14 protein-coding genes are annotated in these 14,298 nt (G+C 59.6%); 9 read left to right on the forward strand and 5 right to left on the reverse strand.

What is annotated here, in order from left to right:
• Positions 1 to 21 precede the first annotated feature (21 nt).
• Positions 22 to 1,344: an ammonium transporter gene (locus QZ268_RS14830; RefSeq protein ID WP_295454214.1), complete on the reverse strand. Its 1,323-nt coding sequence runs from the start codon at positions 1,342 to 1,344 to the stop codon at positions 22 to 24.
• A gap of 23 nt (positions 1,345 to 1,367) precedes the next feature.
• Positions 1,368 to 1,706 (reverse strand): P-II family nitrogen regulator, encoded by a 339-nt coding sequence (locus QZ268_RS14835; protein WP_295454216.1) that lies wholly within the window; start codon positions 1,704 to 1,706, stop codon positions 1,368 to 1,370.
• 283 nt (positions 1,707 to 1,989) lie between these two features.
• Here QZ268_RS14835 and QZ268_RS14840 point away from each other — a divergent pair, with 283 nt between their 5' ends.
• Positions 1,990 to 4,242, forward strand: coding sequence for a PBP1A family penicillin-binding protein (locus tag QZ268_RS14840; protein ID WP_295454219.1), 2,253 nt, complete (start codon positions 1,990 to 1,992; stop codon positions 4,240 to 4,242).
• A gap of 86 nt (positions 4,243 to 4,328) precedes the next feature.
• Here the strand turns inward: QZ268_RS14840 and QZ268_RS14845 are convergent, their stop codons facing one another.
• Together QZ268_RS14845 and QZ268_RS14850 are read right to left on the reverse strand one after the other, a co-directional pair.
• Positions 4,329 to 4,919 (reverse strand): ABC transporter substrate-binding protein, encoded by a 591-nt coding sequence (locus QZ268_RS14845; protein ID WP_295454298.1) that lies wholly within the window; start codon positions 4,917 to 4,919, stop codon positions 4,329 to 4,331.
• A 3-nt stretch (positions 4,920 to 4,922) separates the two neighbouring features.
• On the reverse strand, positions 4,923 to 5,684 hold the full coding sequence (locus QZ268_RS14850; protein WP_295454222.1) for a VacJ family lipoprotein: 762 nt from the start codon (positions 5,682 to 5,684) through the stop codon (positions 4,923 to 4,925).
• A gap of 212 nt (positions 5,685 to 5,896) precedes the next feature.
• Here QZ268_RS14850 and QZ268_RS14855 point away from each other — a divergent pair, with 212 nt between their 5' ends.
• From QZ268_RS14855 to QZ268_RS14880, 6 genes are all read left to right on the forward strand, one after another.
• Positions 5,897 to 7,630: a type I secretion system permease/ATPase gene (locus tag QZ268_RS14855; RefSeq protein ID WP_295454223.1), complete on the forward strand. Its 1,734-nt coding sequence runs from the start codon at positions 5,897 to 5,899 to the stop codon at positions 7,628 to 7,630.
• Positions 7,627 to 8,931 (forward strand): HlyD family type I secretion periplasmic adaptor subunit, encoded by a 1,305-nt coding sequence (locus QZ268_RS14860; protein ID WP_295454226.1) that lies wholly within the window; start codon positions 7,627 to 7,629, stop codon positions 8,929 to 8,931. The genes QZ268_RS14855 and QZ268_RS14860 overlap by 4 nt, the downstream gene beginning before the upstream one ends.
• A gap of 98 nt (positions 8,932 to 9,029) precedes the next feature.
• Positions 9,030 to 9,488, forward strand: a complete 459-nt coding sequence (locus QZ268_RS14865) for a RidA family protein (RefSeq protein ID WP_295454228.1) — start codon at positions 9,030 to 9,032, stop codon at positions 9,486 to 9,488.
• Positions 9,485 to 10,258 carry a glycerophosphodiester phosphodiesterase family protein gene (locus QZ268_RS14870; protein ID WP_295454231.1) on the forward strand — a complete coding sequence of 258 codons (774 nt, stop codon included), beginning with the start codon at positions 9,485 to 9,487 and terminating at the stop codon, positions 10,256 to 10,258. The genes QZ268_RS14865 and QZ268_RS14870 overlap by 4 nt, the downstream gene beginning before the upstream one ends.
• Before the next feature lie 46 nt (positions 10,259 to 10,304).
• Positions 10,305 to 11,492 carry a GNAT family N-acetyltransferase gene (locus tag QZ268_RS14875; RefSeq protein WP_295454232.1) on the forward strand — a complete coding sequence of 396 codons (1,188 nt, stop codon included), beginning with the start codon at positions 10,305 to 10,307 and terminating at the stop codon, positions 11,490 to 11,492.
• On the forward strand, positions 11,489 to 11,782 hold the full coding sequence (locus QZ268_RS14880) for a 4a-hydroxytetrahydrobiopterin dehydratase (protein WP_295454235.1): 294 nt from the start codon (positions 11,489 to 11,491) through the stop codon (positions 11,780 to 11,782). Before QZ268_RS14875 ends, QZ268_RS14880 begins: the two co-directional genes overlap by 4 nt.
• An 88-nt stretch (positions 11,783 to 11,870) precedes the next feature.
• On the opposite strand, the gene QZ268_RS14885 is transcribed toward QZ268_RS14880, so the two are convergent.
• Positions 11,871 to 12,359, reverse strand: coding sequence for a peroxiredoxin (locus tag QZ268_RS14885; protein WP_295454238.1), 489 nt, complete (start codon positions 12,357 to 12,359; stop codon positions 11,871 to 11,873).
• Between the two features lie 99 nt (positions 12,360 to 12,458).
• Here QZ268_RS14885 and QZ268_RS14890 point away from each other — a divergent pair, with 99 nt between their 5' ends.
• Positions 12,459 to 13,670 carry an FAD-dependent oxidoreductase gene (locus QZ268_RS14890; RefSeq protein WP_295454241.1) on the forward strand — a complete coding sequence of 404 codons (1,212 nt, stop codon included), beginning with the start codon at positions 12,459 to 12,461 and terminating at the stop codon, positions 13,668 to 13,670.
• Positions 13,667 to 14,227 carry a 16S rRNA (guanine(966)-N(2))-methyltransferase RsmD gene (gene rsmD, locus QZ268_RS14895; protein ID WP_295454244.1) on the forward strand — a complete coding sequence of 187 codons (561 nt, stop codon included), beginning with the start codon at positions 13,667 to 13,669 and terminating at the stop codon, positions 14,225 to 14,227. Before QZ268_RS14890 ends, rsmD begins: the two co-directional genes overlap by 4 nt.
• Positions 14,228 to 14,298: the final 71 nt, after the last annotated feature.

Consider the following 14,298-nt stretch of genomic DNA (forward strand, 5'->3'; position numbering starts at 1 on the left):
CTGCTCATAGGTCTTTGGGCGTTAGCCTGCTTTGAATTCAGGGTAGGCTTCCATACCCAGCTCTGCCATGTCGAGCCCGTTAATCTCGTCTTCTTCGCTGACGCGGATGCCCATGGTGGACTTCAGGATCAGCCAGACAATGCCGGAGACGATGAAGGTGAAGGCACCGATGGCAACAAAGCCGGTGATCTGGGTCACGAAGGAGGTGTCGGCGGTGTAAAAGGGAACCGCAAAGGTACCCCAGAGACCGGCAACCAGGTGAACCGGGATGGCGCCAACAACGTCATCGATTTTCAGCTTGTCCAGCATCGGTACAACAAAGACCACGATCACACCGCCAACAGCACCAATCCACAGAGCGCCAAACAGGGTTGGGTCAAGCGGGCCGGCAGTGATGGAGACCAGACCAGCCAGGGCGCCGTTCAGGGTCATGGTGAGGTCGGGCTTTTTGAACATGACCTGGGTCAGGATCAGCGCGGTGACGGCACCAGACGCAGCAGCCATATTGGTGTTGGCAAAGATGCGGGAGATGTCAGTGATATCGCCCACGGTGCCCATCGCCAGCTGCGAGCCACCGTTGAAACCAAACCAGCCGAGCCACAGGATAAAGGTACCCAAGGTTGCCAGCGCCAGGTTGGAACCAGGCATCGGGATGGTTTTGTCGCCTTTGTATTTACCGATACGTGGGCCGAGGATCAGAGCGCCTGCCAGGGCTGCAAAACCACCTGCTGCGTGCACCACGGTCGAGCCGGCAAAGTCAGAGAAACCCATTTCCGAGAGGAAGCCGCCGCCCCACTGCCAGGATGCGCCGATGGGGTAGATGATACCGGTCAGCACAGCCACAAAGATCAGGAAGGGCCAGAGTTTGATACGCTCCGCCAGGGTGCCCGAAACAATCGAGGCCGTGGTGGCGCAGAACATCAGCTGGAAGAAGAAATCAGAGCCAACCGAGGCATAGTCCAGGGAGGCATCCGCTGCGTCCAGACCAACAGCTTCCAACGCGGTGGGCGAGAAGGCACCAAGGATGCCGCCAATCGACCAGGCGTCGCCGGGGTACATCAGGTTAAAGCCAACCAGCCAGTACATAATGGCGGCAATCGAGAACAGCGCGATGTTCTTGGTTAGCTGCATGGTGACGTTCTTGGAGCGTACCAGACCGGCTTCGAGCATGGCAAAACCAGCAGCCATCCAGAACACCATAAAGCCACCAATCAGGAACAGCAGCGTGGTAAAGATATAGGGGGTGATATCAGCGGGGGCAGCGGCAGCGGCCTCATCCGCCAGGGCCAGGCCCGGCAGAGTGGTCAGCGCCAGGGCCGACAAAGAGAGAGAGAATTTACGCATCAGTTTTCCTCCAAATGCGGCGCTTAAAGCGCGTCTTGATTGGTTTCGCCGGTGCGCACCCGCAGGGCATGCTCCACGTCGATTACAAAGATCTTGCCATCACCGATCTTGCCGGTGCGGGCGGTATTGGCGATGGTTTCAACCACTTGCTCCGCGAGGCCGGCAGAGACCACGATTTCCAGCTTCAGTTTGGGGACAAAGTTCACTTCGTACTCGGCGCCGCGGTAGATTTCGGTATGGCCAGCCTGGGCGCCAAAGCCTTTGACTTCGGAAACCATCAACCCGGAAACGCCGATACCTGTCAGTGCTTCGCGGACGTCCTCCAGTTTGAAGGGTTTGATGGCTGCGATGATCATTTTCATTTCGACATCCTCGTCTTGGAAAGGTGCCTGTCACCAAGGGATCTGGCTGTTGCACCCGCGTATTTGCAATTGCAGAAAAACCAAGGCGCCGAGTCGGGGGAACCGGAGCGGTGGTTTTGCAGGTGCAGCACGGAGGCGTCGGTTAAAAAAGGAGCGCAAAATTGTAAATATGCTCGAAAATTAGGCGGCAAGAGAAGCTATTTTCCCCTTAAACCGCCTCTCTACAAAGCAGAGCAGAGAGGGTAGAGTGGTAAAAACGGGCAAACCGGGCAGGATTGTGAAGATGGCGCAGGGTTCAGGGCAAAAGCCACTGGTGGCGGAAAAACGCTATGCAAAGGCAGGGGGCAAACGGCCTGCCAAACGACGTGGTGGGCTTTGGGGGCTGCTGTTTGGCAGGCCAAAGGCAAAACCGCGGCCCAAGCCTAAAGCGAAACCTCGATCTCAGTCCCGGGCTAACCCCCAGCGACCAGCCTCGGCGCGGCAAAAGCCGACGCGCCCCCGTAAGCCACGTGGGGTGATTGGGACTTTGTTGATGCCGGTGCGCTGGCTATTGCGGCTGATCTGGAGCTTTTCCTGGCGGGTTGGGTTTATTGTTCTCACCCTGGTGGGCATGGCAGTGGGCTATCAGGTGCTGAACCTGCCAGAGGTCTCAACCCTATTGGATGGCCGCGCGCACGGCTCTGTCACCTTGCTGGACCATGAGGGCGACGTCTTTGCCTGGCGGGGAGATCAGTTTGGTGGTGTGGTGACCGCGCAGACGGTCTCACCCTATCTGAAAAACGCGATCGTCGCGACTGAGGACAAACGGTTCTACCGCCACTTTGGGATTTCGCCCCGTGGTGTGGCCTCAGCGGTGCGGATCAATTTGAGCGAAGGGCGCGGTCCGCTGTCGGGGCATGGGGGCTCCACCATTACCCAACAGACGGCCAAGTTGCTGTGCCTCGGGCGGGTCTATGATCCGACAGAATGGGAGAATGAGGCCGACTATGAGAAAGACTGTCGCCAGGGATCGCTGTGGCGCAAGGGCACCGAGGCTATCTATGCGCTGGCCATGGAGGTCAAATATAGCAAGGACGAGATCCTTTCGATCTATATGAACCGCGCCTACATGGGCGGTGGCGCCTACGGGGCGGAGGCTGCGGCGCAGCGCTATTTTGGCAAATCCGCCAACCAGCTGAGCGCCGCTGAAGGGGCGATGCTGGCGGGATTGCTGACCGCGCCGTCCTCGCTGGCGCCGACCAATAATCTCAAGCGGTCGCAGGATCGTGCAGCGACCGTGCTGCGCCTGATGCAGGAGCAGGGCTACATTAGCCAGGCCGATGCCAAAGCGGGGCAGGATCATCCGGCGCGGCTCAGCCAGGCGGCAGAGGCGCGGGCAGGTGGCTATTTCGCGGACTGGATCATGGACAGTGTGCCCAGCTATTTTGGCGCCCAAACGTCGGAAGATGTGGTTATCCGCACCACCATGGACCAACGGCTGCAATCCGCCGTCGAAGAGGCGATGACCTATGTTTTTGAAAACAAGGTCCGCAAGGGGTCCAAGGCGCAGGCCGCAATTGTGGTGATGAGCGCGGATGGCGCGGTGCGTGCCATGGTTGGCGGACGCAAGACCCGGGTTTCTGGCGTGTTCAACCGCGCCACCCAGGCAAAGCGGCAAACCGGCTCGGCGTTCAAACCCTTTGTCTATGCAACCGCGCTGGAGCTGGGCTATTCGCCGCTCGATATCCTGTTGGATACGGAATATTGCCTGGACCTGCCCGGATCTGGCGAATGGTGTCCCAAGAACTATACTCGTAAATACTATGGTGAGGTGACGCTGGCCCGTGCCCTAAGGGATTCGCTGAATATTCCCGCCGTGAAACTTTCCGAAGCCGTGGGGCGGGATCTTGTGCGTCGGGTTGCTAGCGATTTTGGCATTGATAACGAAATGGCCGAAGGGCCGGCACTGGCGCTGGGGGCCTCGGAAAGCACGTTGCTGGAAATGACGGGCGCCTATGCCGGGATCCTCAATGGTGGCTCATCGGTGACGCCCTACGGCGTCAGCGAGCTGCGCCTGGCCACCGATACAGAACCCTTGATGGGGCGCAGTGGTGGCATGGGCGAGCGGGTGATCCGTACCAAGGCAGCGCAACAGCTGGTTTGGATGATGGAGAAGGTCATCGCTGAGGGCACCGGACGTCGGGCGCAGATCCCCGGTTGGCAGGCGGCCGGGAAATCCGGCACCACCCAGGCTGCGCGCGATGCCTGGTTCATCGGCTTTACCGCAGATTATGTGGCCGGTGTCTGGATGGGCTATGATGACAACACGCCTTTGAGCGGTGTCACCGGCGGTGGTCTGCCAGCGGAGATCTGGCACGAAGCCATGGTACGGGTGCATGAGGGTCTGACACCAGAACCCCTGCCGATGTTGGCGCCTGAACCCATTGCGCCTCCTGTGCAGCCGGCTCCGCAGCGGCGGCGCGACCGGATCCAGCCGGGCCGTGAGATCGGCCGGGCGGTGGATGGGCTTTTGCGCGACATCTTTGGCCGCAACTAGCCCGCCTGTCTGCTGCGTAGCAAAAAAGAAAAGGCTCCCGGTTGGGAGCCTTTCGTCTGTGATGATAAGGTCTGGCGCGACTGGCCTTAGCTTTGGCGCTTCAGCTCGGCAATCATTGCGTCGATATCGCCTTTGTTGCTGTCCAGGATCGCGCCAATCTCGGTGCGCTCGGTCAGCAGCAGGTTCACCCCTTCGATATACATATTAAAGAAGAGATCTTTGCCAGAGCGGTCAGAAACCAGAAAGGTGACCTCAAAGGGGGCTTGCCCCTGCAGAAAGGCGGTGGTGCTGACTTCGTACCACTTCTTGACCCGCTTGACGCTTTTCACTTCCAAGCTGCCACCGATGAATTCGCGGAAGCGTTTGCCGTATTTGCGGGAGATATAGCCCTGGAAGGTCTTGGAGAAATTCCGTTTTTGGGCAGCAGAGGCCCGGCGGGCATCAACGCCAAGCGCATAGGCCGCAATATAGGAGGTGTCGCTGTAGCGTTTGAAGATTCGTTCAAACTCGCGGAACATGGCATTTTCAGCCTTGCCCGATGCGATGACCTTATTGATGTCGGTGACAAGACTGCTGATCAATCTGCTGGCGCCAGCTTCGTTCAAAGCCCAAAGGGGAGCAGCGGGGACAAGCGCTGCGCTGGCAGTGAGACCGGTCAAAAAGCTGCGGCGATGCATCATTTAAAATCCTTCAGTATCTAGGTCAAAGGGGTCGATCTCACTGATCTCGGCCGTTTCACCCAGCTCGAAGCGCCGGTTCTGCAGATACAGCAGGCGGGCCTGGGCATAGCTGTCGGCACTTTCATAGAGAATCGAATCCACGGTATCTGAATATCTGCCACGATCGCCCATGCGACGCACTATCTCAGCGTAAATGCTGATGTTATCGGCGGGATTGTTCCGAGCGTAGCCAATGGGGTTGGTGAAGAAATCGACAAGAATACCCGTGGCATCCCGCGCGGTGGAGGGGCCATAAAGCGGCAGTTCAACATAGGCGCCTTCCCCGACGCCCCATACAGCCAGTGTTTTGCCAAAATCGGTATCTACCTGGGGAAGGTTGAATTCAGTGGCGGGGTCCGCAAGGCCCAGAAAGCCAATTGTTGTGTTCATGGCGAACCGGGCCAAAGCCTGCCCGGCCAGCTTGGGGTTGCCTTGCAGCAGGGCATTGACGGCCTGCCCCGGCATCGACAGGTTCCGGGCGAAGGAAGAAAAGCTGGTAACCATAGGTTCGGGGACGATGGTCACATAGCCCTTGGAGGCGGGCCGAAAGGCGTAGCGATCAACTGCTAGGTTAAAGCTGTGCACAGACCGGTTTGTGTTTTCATAGGGGTCAAAAACCTCGCCAGCAGCCCTGGCCTCAGGGCTTTGTGTGGCGCAGCCTGCCAGTGACAGAACCATAGCAAGCGCAGCAAAAACAAAACGAGGTTTGGTGAAAAGTCGCATTCGGTATGTGATCCAGTTAATTCGCTATTTGAGAAACACGCGCGGCCTATTTAACACGCGCGGCCTATTTAAGGACAATCCCGAAGATTCCCACTTTCAACAGCAATTTGTTTGCACGTTTGTGGCAGATTCGGAACAGGTTTCCCCAGATTGGTAGATGGTGGAGGGTTTAATATGTCGCGGGCGGTTTGAACAGCTAGAGCATAGTCAATATGGCAAATAAAACATTTAAGCTTGGTTATGATGAACTTACGGCCTGCCGCCGCCAAAGCCGTGGCCTGTACTGGGCCGTTGGTATTTTTAGTGTCTTTGTAAACCTGCTGATGCTGACGGGGCCGCTCTATATGATGCAGGTCTATGATCGCGTGCTAGGCAGTGGGTCGGAGGCGACCCTGGTGGCCCTGTCGCTGCTGGTCCTGTTTCTTTATGGCATGATGGGGCTTCTGGACTACGTGCGTGGTCGGGTGCTGGCACGGATTGGCGCCCGGTTTCAGGCGCAGCTGGACAAACGGGTGTTTGACGCCATGGTCCGCCGTTCCGCGGTGGCCCAGGACCCGGTTGCCCAGACTGGGACTGCAGATCTGGAGGCAATTCAGAGACTGATGTCTTCACCGGTTTTGGGCGCTGCGTTTGATCTACCCTCGACACCTTTCTTTCTCGCTGGGATTGCCCTGTTCCACCCCTGGCTGGGATTGCTTGCCCTGGGGGGCGGCGCGGTTTTGGTTGCGGTGGCGTTGCTCAATCAGGTGTTCAGCCGTGAGCCGTTGCAAAAGGCGGCGGTTTCCTCCCATCGCGCCAATCTCTCTTCTGAGGAAATTCGCGGCGAGGCAGAGATGATCCAATCCATGGGCATGCGCGGCGCTGCGTTTCAGCGCTGGCAGAAAATTCGCACAGCGGCCCTGAAAGACACGCTGAGCGCCAATGATACCGGCGGCGGCTTCACCACTCTGACCAAGACACTTCGACTGTTTCTACAATCCGCAATGCTGGGCTTGGGGGCCTATCTGGCGCTGCAGGGGGAGGTTTCGCCGGGGGCGATGATTGCGGGGTCGATATTGATGGGGCGCGCCCTGGCACCAATCGAGCTGGGGCTGGGGCAATGGGCTCTGGTGCAGCGCGCCATCAAAGGCTGGCATTCCCTGGCGGAGCTGCTGACCAAGGTTCCGCCCGAAATGGAGCGCATGGCACTGCCACAGCCCGCGGCGCGTCTGGAGGTTCAGGCGCTGGCAGTGGTGCCACCGGGGGAGAGCCGGGCACAGCTGCGCAACGTCAGTTTCCGGGTCGAGCCAGGCCAGGCGATTGGGGTGATTGGTCCCTCGGGGTCGGGCAAATCGACGCTGGCCAAGGCGCTGACGGGGGCCTGGAAACCGGCTGCCGGCACCGTGCGCCTGGATGGTGCAGCGCTGGACCAATATGATCCGGATGTGTTGGGGCGGCATTTTGGCTATCTGCCGCAGCGCGTGCAGTTGTTTGACGGCACCATCGCGCAGAATATCGCGCGCTTGGCTGAGGAGCCAGATGCAGAAAAAGTCGTGGCCGCAGCCAAGAAAGCAGCAGCCCATGAGATGATCGTCAACCTGCCAGATGGCTACGACACCCGCGTATCTGCGGGGGGCGGGCGCCTGTCAGGAGGACAGATGCAGCGCGTGGCCCTGGCCCGTGCGCTTTATGACATGCCGGTGATTGTGATCCTGGATGAGCCCAACTCGAACCTTGATAACGAAGGCTCTGTGGCTCTGAACCAGGCGATCAAGGCGCTCAAAGCTGCGGGTCAGTCCGTGCTCATCATGGCGCACCGCCCGGCAGCTATACAGGAATGTGAGATGCTCTTGGTGATCGACAACGGCGTGCAAACCGCCTTTGGGCCCAAGGATAAGGTGTTGCAGGAAATGGTGGCCAATCATCAGTCCATTCGCAAGACGGCTGGCACGGGAGGTGTGCAATGAGCCAGGACAGCGAATGGTCTGCCCGCAAGCCCCTGCTGATTGGCGCCGTGAGCCTGCTTATCCTGTTGGGCGGTTTTGGGACCTGGGCGGTGATGTCGTCTATTGCCGGGGCGGTTGTTGCCTCTGGCCGTATCGAGGTGGATCGCAACCGGCAGGTCGTGCAGCATCTGGATGGCGGTATTGTCGCCGAGATCCTGGTGGATGAGGGCGACAGCGTCGCTCTCGGCCAGATGTTGCTACGTCTCGACGCCAAGGAGTTGCGCTCGCAACTGGCCATTATCGAGGGCCAGTTGTTTGAAATGATGGCGCGGCGCGGACGGCTGGAAGCGGAACGTGACAGCGCCAAAGAGGTTACCTTTGATGCGGAGCTGTTGGCTCTGACCGAGACCCGTCCGGCGGTGCTTGATCTGGTAGAGGGTCAGCGCCGTCTGTTTGTGGCCCGCGAAGAATCCATTGCCCGTGAAATTGAACAGCTGGACAAACGCAGCTCGCAGACGCGGGATCAGATCACCGGGATCAAGGCACAGCAGGCCTCGATGGAGCAGCAGCTGGAGTTGATCGCCGAGGAGCTGAAGAACCAGACAATTCTGCTGGACCGGGGGCTGGCGCAGGCGGGGACTGTGCTCAACCTGCGCCGCACCGAGGCCGATCTGAGTGGCCGTTTGGGAGAGCTGATCGCCACCGAGGCCCAGGCCTTGGGGCGGATTACCGAGACTGAGATCGTGATCCTGAAACTGGGCTCGACCCGGCGGGAAGAGGCGATCACCCAGCTGCGCGATCTGCGGTTTCAGGAATTGGAGCTGGGCGAAAACCGCCGCACCCTGCTGGAGCGCCTGGACCGGCTGGATATCACCGCACCGGTTTCGGGAATTGTCTATGACATGCAGGTTCACACCCCCCGTTCGGTAATCCGGGCGGCAGACCCGGTGCTTTATCTGGTGCCGCAGGACCGCCCGCTGGTGATCGTGGCGCAGGTGTCGCCCACGGATATCGAACAGATCTATGTCGGGCAGGATGTGACGCTGAAATTTTCGTCTCTGGATCAGCGCAATACCCCGGATCTCTATGGTAAGGTCATGCAGGTCTCGGCGGATGCATTTGAGGACCAGAACACCAGGGCCTCTTTTTACCGGGCTGAAATAGAACTGAACGCAGAGGAGGCGCAGCGCCTGCCCAAAGGTACGGTGCTTATTCCCGGCATGCCGGTGGAAAGCTATATCCGCACCCAGGATCGTTCGCCGCTGACCTATCTGGTGAAACCCCTGGCCGACTATTTTGTCAAAGCCTTCCGCGAAGACTGATGCCCCGGTGCTGGTGGCTGTTGTCGTTTTTGGTCTTTCCGGCGGGGGTCATCAGCGCTAGCGTCGCCGCGAAACATCGGCGTTGAAGGAGCGTGACCATGAGCATCGAAGCAAACCTAAAAGACCTGGGCATCACCCTGCCAGAGGCCCCGGCCCCGGCGGCCAACTATGTGCCTTTTGTCGTTGTGGGTGACATGGTCTATGTCTCCGGGCAGATCTCTGCGGATGAAAACGGCTTGATCACCGGCACCCTGGGCGCGGATCTGGATGTGGAGGCCGGTCAGGCCGCCGCCAAGCGCTGTGCCATCTCCCTGCTGGCGCAGCTGAAAGCCGCCTGCGGTGGCGATCTTGAACGCCTGGTGCGGGTGGTGAAGCTGGGCGCATTTGTCAATTCCACTGCGGATTTCACCCAGCAGCCACAGGTGGTAAATGGCGCGTCAGATTTCCTGGTTGCCGCACTGGGTGACGCTGGCCGCCACGCGCGCTCGGCCGTTAGCTCGCCGTCGTTGCCACTGGGGGTGGCGGTTGAAATCGACGCGGTGTTCCAGATCAAATGATCCCAAAACTCCCTGCTGACCTGCTGTCGCTGCCTGTTGCCCATCGGGCGCTGCATGATGTGACGGATGGACGGCCCGAGAACAGCCGCGCGGCCATCCGCGCGGCGATTGCGGCGGGCTATGCGATCGAAATTGATTTGCAGCGCTCCAGCGATGGCTGTCCCATGGTGTTTCATGACGAAGACCTGGACCGCCTGACCGAGGCCACAGGTTTGGTCGCGGCCCGCAGCCGGGCAGAGCTGGAACAGATCCCGCTAAAAGGTGGCGACGGCGAGTGTATACCGACCCTGGCCGAGGTGCTGGATCTGGTGGCCGGTCAGGTACCGCTACTGATTGAGATTAAGGACCAGGATGGCAATCTGGGCCCCAATGTGGGCGATCTGGAAGCAGCCACAGCCAAGGTCCTGCAGGGCTATGAGGGAACAGTCGCCCTGATGTCGTTCAATCCACATTCGACCGCTGCATTGGCGCAATACGCGCCCCATATTGCGCGGGGTTTGGTGACCAGCGCGTATGACCCGACGGACTGGACCCCGGTTCCCAAAGCCACCTGTGAGCGGCTGCGCGACATCCCCGATTTTGACAGCAGCCAGTCCAGCTTTATCAGCCACGAGGTGGGGGATCTGTCGCGTCAGCGGGTGCAGGGTTTGCGCGCCGCTGGGGTGCCGGTTCTATGCTGGACGGTGAAAAGCCGTGCAGCCGAGGACGAGGCGCGCAAATGGGTGGATAATGTTACTTTTGAACAATATCTTTCGCCGCTGCCGGCTTGATCAACGCGATACGCTGCTCAAATAGTGTCAGGAGCAGGGAGAGTTTATGGATCACAAACCAGTTGAAATTCGCGTGCTTGGCAGCCTGTCGCAGATTGCGGCAGCGGATTGGGATGCCTGTGCCTGCCCGGAAGCCTTTGATGGCGGGCGTCCTTTGGATCCCTTTACCACCTACCGGTTTCTCAGCGCGTTAGAGCAAAGCGGGTCGGTAGGGCCGGGCACGGGATGGCAGCCGCAATATCTGACCGCCTCTCTCGACGGGGCCTTGATTGCCTGCGCGCCGCTCTATGCCAAATCGCACAGCCAGGGCGAATATATCTTTGATCACAACTGGGGCCATGCCTATGAGCAGGCCGGCGGGCGCTATTATCCCAAGCTGCAGATCGCAGTGCCCTTTACCCCCGCTACGGGGCGACGGTTGCTGGTGCGGCCCGGCTATGAGGGCATTGGCCAGTCGGCCCTGGTGCAGGGGGCGGTGCAGCTGGCGGGCGACAACCAGGTCTCATCCCTGCATGTGACCTTTTGCACCTCACAAGAGGCGCAGATCGGCACTGAGATGGGGCTGATGCCACGGGTCAGCCAACAGTTTCACTGGCTCAACGATGGTTATGCGGATTTTGACGGCTTTCTGGCGGAGCTGTCGTCGCGCAAGCGTAAAAATATCCGCAAGGAACGCGCCCAGGCTCAGAGCTTTGGTGGCACAATCCACAGCTATACCGGGGAGCAGCTCCGCCCGGAGCACTGGGATGCCTTCTGGGCCTTTTATCAGGATACCGGATCGCGCAAATGGGGCACACCCTATCTGACGCGGGAGTTCTTTTCGATCATTCACGAAACCATGGCGGATGATCTGCATCTCATTTTGGCGGAACGCGATGGTTATCCGGTTGCGGGGGCGTTGAATTTCATCGGGCGTGAGACCCTATATGGGCGCTACTGGGGCTGCCTGGAACATCACCCCTGTTTACACTTTGAATTATGCTACTATCAGGCCATTGATTTTGCCATTGCCAATCAGCTGTTACGGGTTGAGGCTGGCGCGCAGGGCGAACACAAACTGGCGCGTGGCTATCTGCCAGTGGAGACACACAGCCTGCATTGGATCGGTGATGCAGGGTTTGCCGAGGCCGTTGGCCGGTATCTGGAAGCCGAGCGGGCAGCGGTGGCAGAAGAGGTCGAGGTGCTGACCAGCTATGGGCCGTTTCGCAAAGCAGAAGTGGAGGAACAGGAATGACTGAGAAACTATCAGAGGCCACGCGCGGGCCGCTACTGGATCCGCTGTTTGCAACCGGATGGCAGATGGTCGAGGGGCGCGATGCCCTGACCAAGACCTTCACGTTTGACAGTTTTGTCGACGCCTTTGGCTGGATGACCCGTGCCGCGATCTGGGCTGAAAAATGGGACCACCATCCAGAATGGAGCAATATCTACAATCAGGTAACGGTCGTGCTCACCACCCATGACGTGGAGGGGGTCTCGGCACTGGATGCCAAGCTGGCGCGGAAATTCGATAGCCTGGTCTGAAATTTTGGCCTTAAATTTTGGCCTGAAACTCTGGCCTGAGATCAAAAATGCGGCTGCCCAAGCGATAGGCTCGGGCAGCCGTTTTGCATCAGCCAATCGAGGCCAGCAGGCCTTCGCCAGCAGAGAGTTCGCACTGGCCGGGATTTTCTTCCATGTTGAGCTGGGTCACGACGCCATCCTCAACCAGCATTGCATAGCGCAGCGAGCGGCCAATCAGCCCGGCGGGCGGCGCGTCAAAGCGCATGCCGATTGCATCGGTAAAGGCGCTTTCGGCATCGGCCAGCATGGAAATTCCGGCAGCCGTGGCGCCGGTTGCTTCGCCCCAGGCCTGCATCACAAAGGGATCATTGGCCGAGATGCAGATGATCTCGTCGACGCCTTTGGCAGCAAACTGATCCTTGGTGCGGATAAAACTGGGCACATGGGCGGAATGACAGGTTGGGGTAAAGGCGCCGGGCACCGCAAAAATTGCGACTTTGCGCCCCTTTACCTTATCGGCCATCTGCACCTGTTCGGGGCCTTCAGCGCCCATTTGGGTGAGCGTTGCATCGGGCAGTTTCTCTCCAGCAGAAATCATTGCGCGTTTCCTCTGTTGTGGTGATTGCGTTTAGGTTCTTCGCCCCTATAGGGTTACCACAACAGGAGACCAGAACCAGCGTGGGAGGCAAGAGGTGAAATGAGTCACATCATTGTGATCGGAGCAGGACAGGCAGGATCGTCCTTGGTGGCGAAGCTGCGCAAGGATGGGTTTGAGGGCGAAATCACCTTGATTGGGGCCGAAAACACCCTGCCATATCAGCGCCCGCCGCTGTCTAAGGCCTATCTGCTGGGAGAGATGGAACTGGAGCGGCTGTTTCTGCGGCCTGAGAGTTTTTACGCTGACAACAACATTACCCTACGTCTCGGCACCGTGGTGACGGCGATTGATGCTGGGGCCAAGACCCTGAGCCTGGGCGATGAGGTGATTGCTTATGACCAGCTGGCCCTGACCACCGGATCGGATCCACGGCAGCTGCCTGCCGCCATCGGCGGTGATCTTGGCGGGGTTTTTGTGGTGCGCAGCCTGGACGATGTGGATGCCATGGCGCCCTATGTGGTTGCGGGCAAGCGCGCCTTGATCGTTGGCGGTGGTTACATCGGGCTGGAGGCCGCAGCGGTCTGCGCCAAACGCGGGGTTGATGTCACCCTGGTGGAGATGGGCGATCGCATCCTGCAGCGGGTCGCCGCGCCCGAGACCTCTGACTATTTCCGCGCTCTGCACCGGGATCACGGTGTGACCATCCTGGAAGGCACCGGGCTGGACCATCTGGAAGGCGAGGCGGGCCATGTGACCCGCGCCGTCCTGGGCGACGGCTCCACTGTTGAGGTTGATTTTGTCGTTGTTGGCGTTGGTATCACCCCCAGCACCCAACTGGCGGCGCTGGCCGGGGTGGAGGTGGAGAATGGCATCAAGACCGATGCGCAGGGGCGCACATCTGACCCGTCGATCTGGTCCGCGGGGGATTGTGCCTCTTTCCCGTATAAAGGCGGTCGTATCAGGCTGGAAAGCGTGCCAAACGCCATTGATCAGGCCGAGGTCGTGGCGCAGAACATGATGGGCGCGGGCAAGGACTATGTGGCAACGCCCTGGTTCTGGTCGGATCAGTATGATGTCAAACTACAGATCGCCGGCTTGAACACCGGGTTTGACAATGTTGTCACCCGCGCCGGTGACGGCCGGAGCACCTCGTTCTGGTACTATAAGGGCGATCAATTGGTTGCGGTGGACGCAATGAATGATCCGCGTGCCTATATGGTCGGCAAACGGCTGATCGACATGGGCAAGACGGCAGATAAGGCGGCGGTGGCAGACGCTGCGGCGGATCTGAAACCCCTGCTGAAAGCATGAGGATCATCGCCGGGGACTTTCGCGGTCGCGCCTTGGCGGCGCTGGGCAAGGGCGATGCGGGGGCACATCTGCGCCCCACCACTGACCGGGTGCGCGAGAGCCTGTTCAATGTGCTGGCGCATCAGGTTGATTTTGACGGGATGCGGGTGCTGGATCTTTTTGCCGGCACCGGTGCGTTGGGGCTCGAGGCCCTGTCACGCGGCGCCGAGAGCGTGACATTTGTCGATGATGGCCGGGTATCGCAGGGGCTGATCGCCAACAATATCGACATCTGTCGCGCCGACGATCGCGCCAGCCTGATCCGGCGCGATGCGCTGAAGCTGGGGGAGAACCCGCAGGCGCCCTTTGATGTGGTGTTTCTCGATCCCCCCTATGGCAAAGGCCTGGGGGAAAAGGCCCTGAAGGCCGCCGAGGCTGGCGGCTGGATAGCGGAGGATGCGCTGATCATCTGGGAAGAAAACGCGGCGATGTCCCCTCCCGAAGGCTATGAGCTGCGAGACGCGCGCAAATATGGCGACAGCCATATTACCCTGTTGTTGCGGGGTGTGTCAGTCTGAAACAGGCGCGGGGTAGATCGGGCGGTTTTGTGCCGGTACAGGGTTTGCATCAGGGTTTAGCGCGGGGCAGA

The sequence above is a fragment of the uncultured Pseudophaeobacter sp. genome (assembly GCA_905479575.1).
In the GTDB taxonomy this organism is placed as follows: domain Bacteria; phylum Pseudomonadota; class Alphaproteobacteria; order Rhodobacterales; family Rhodobacteraceae; genus Pseudophaeobacter.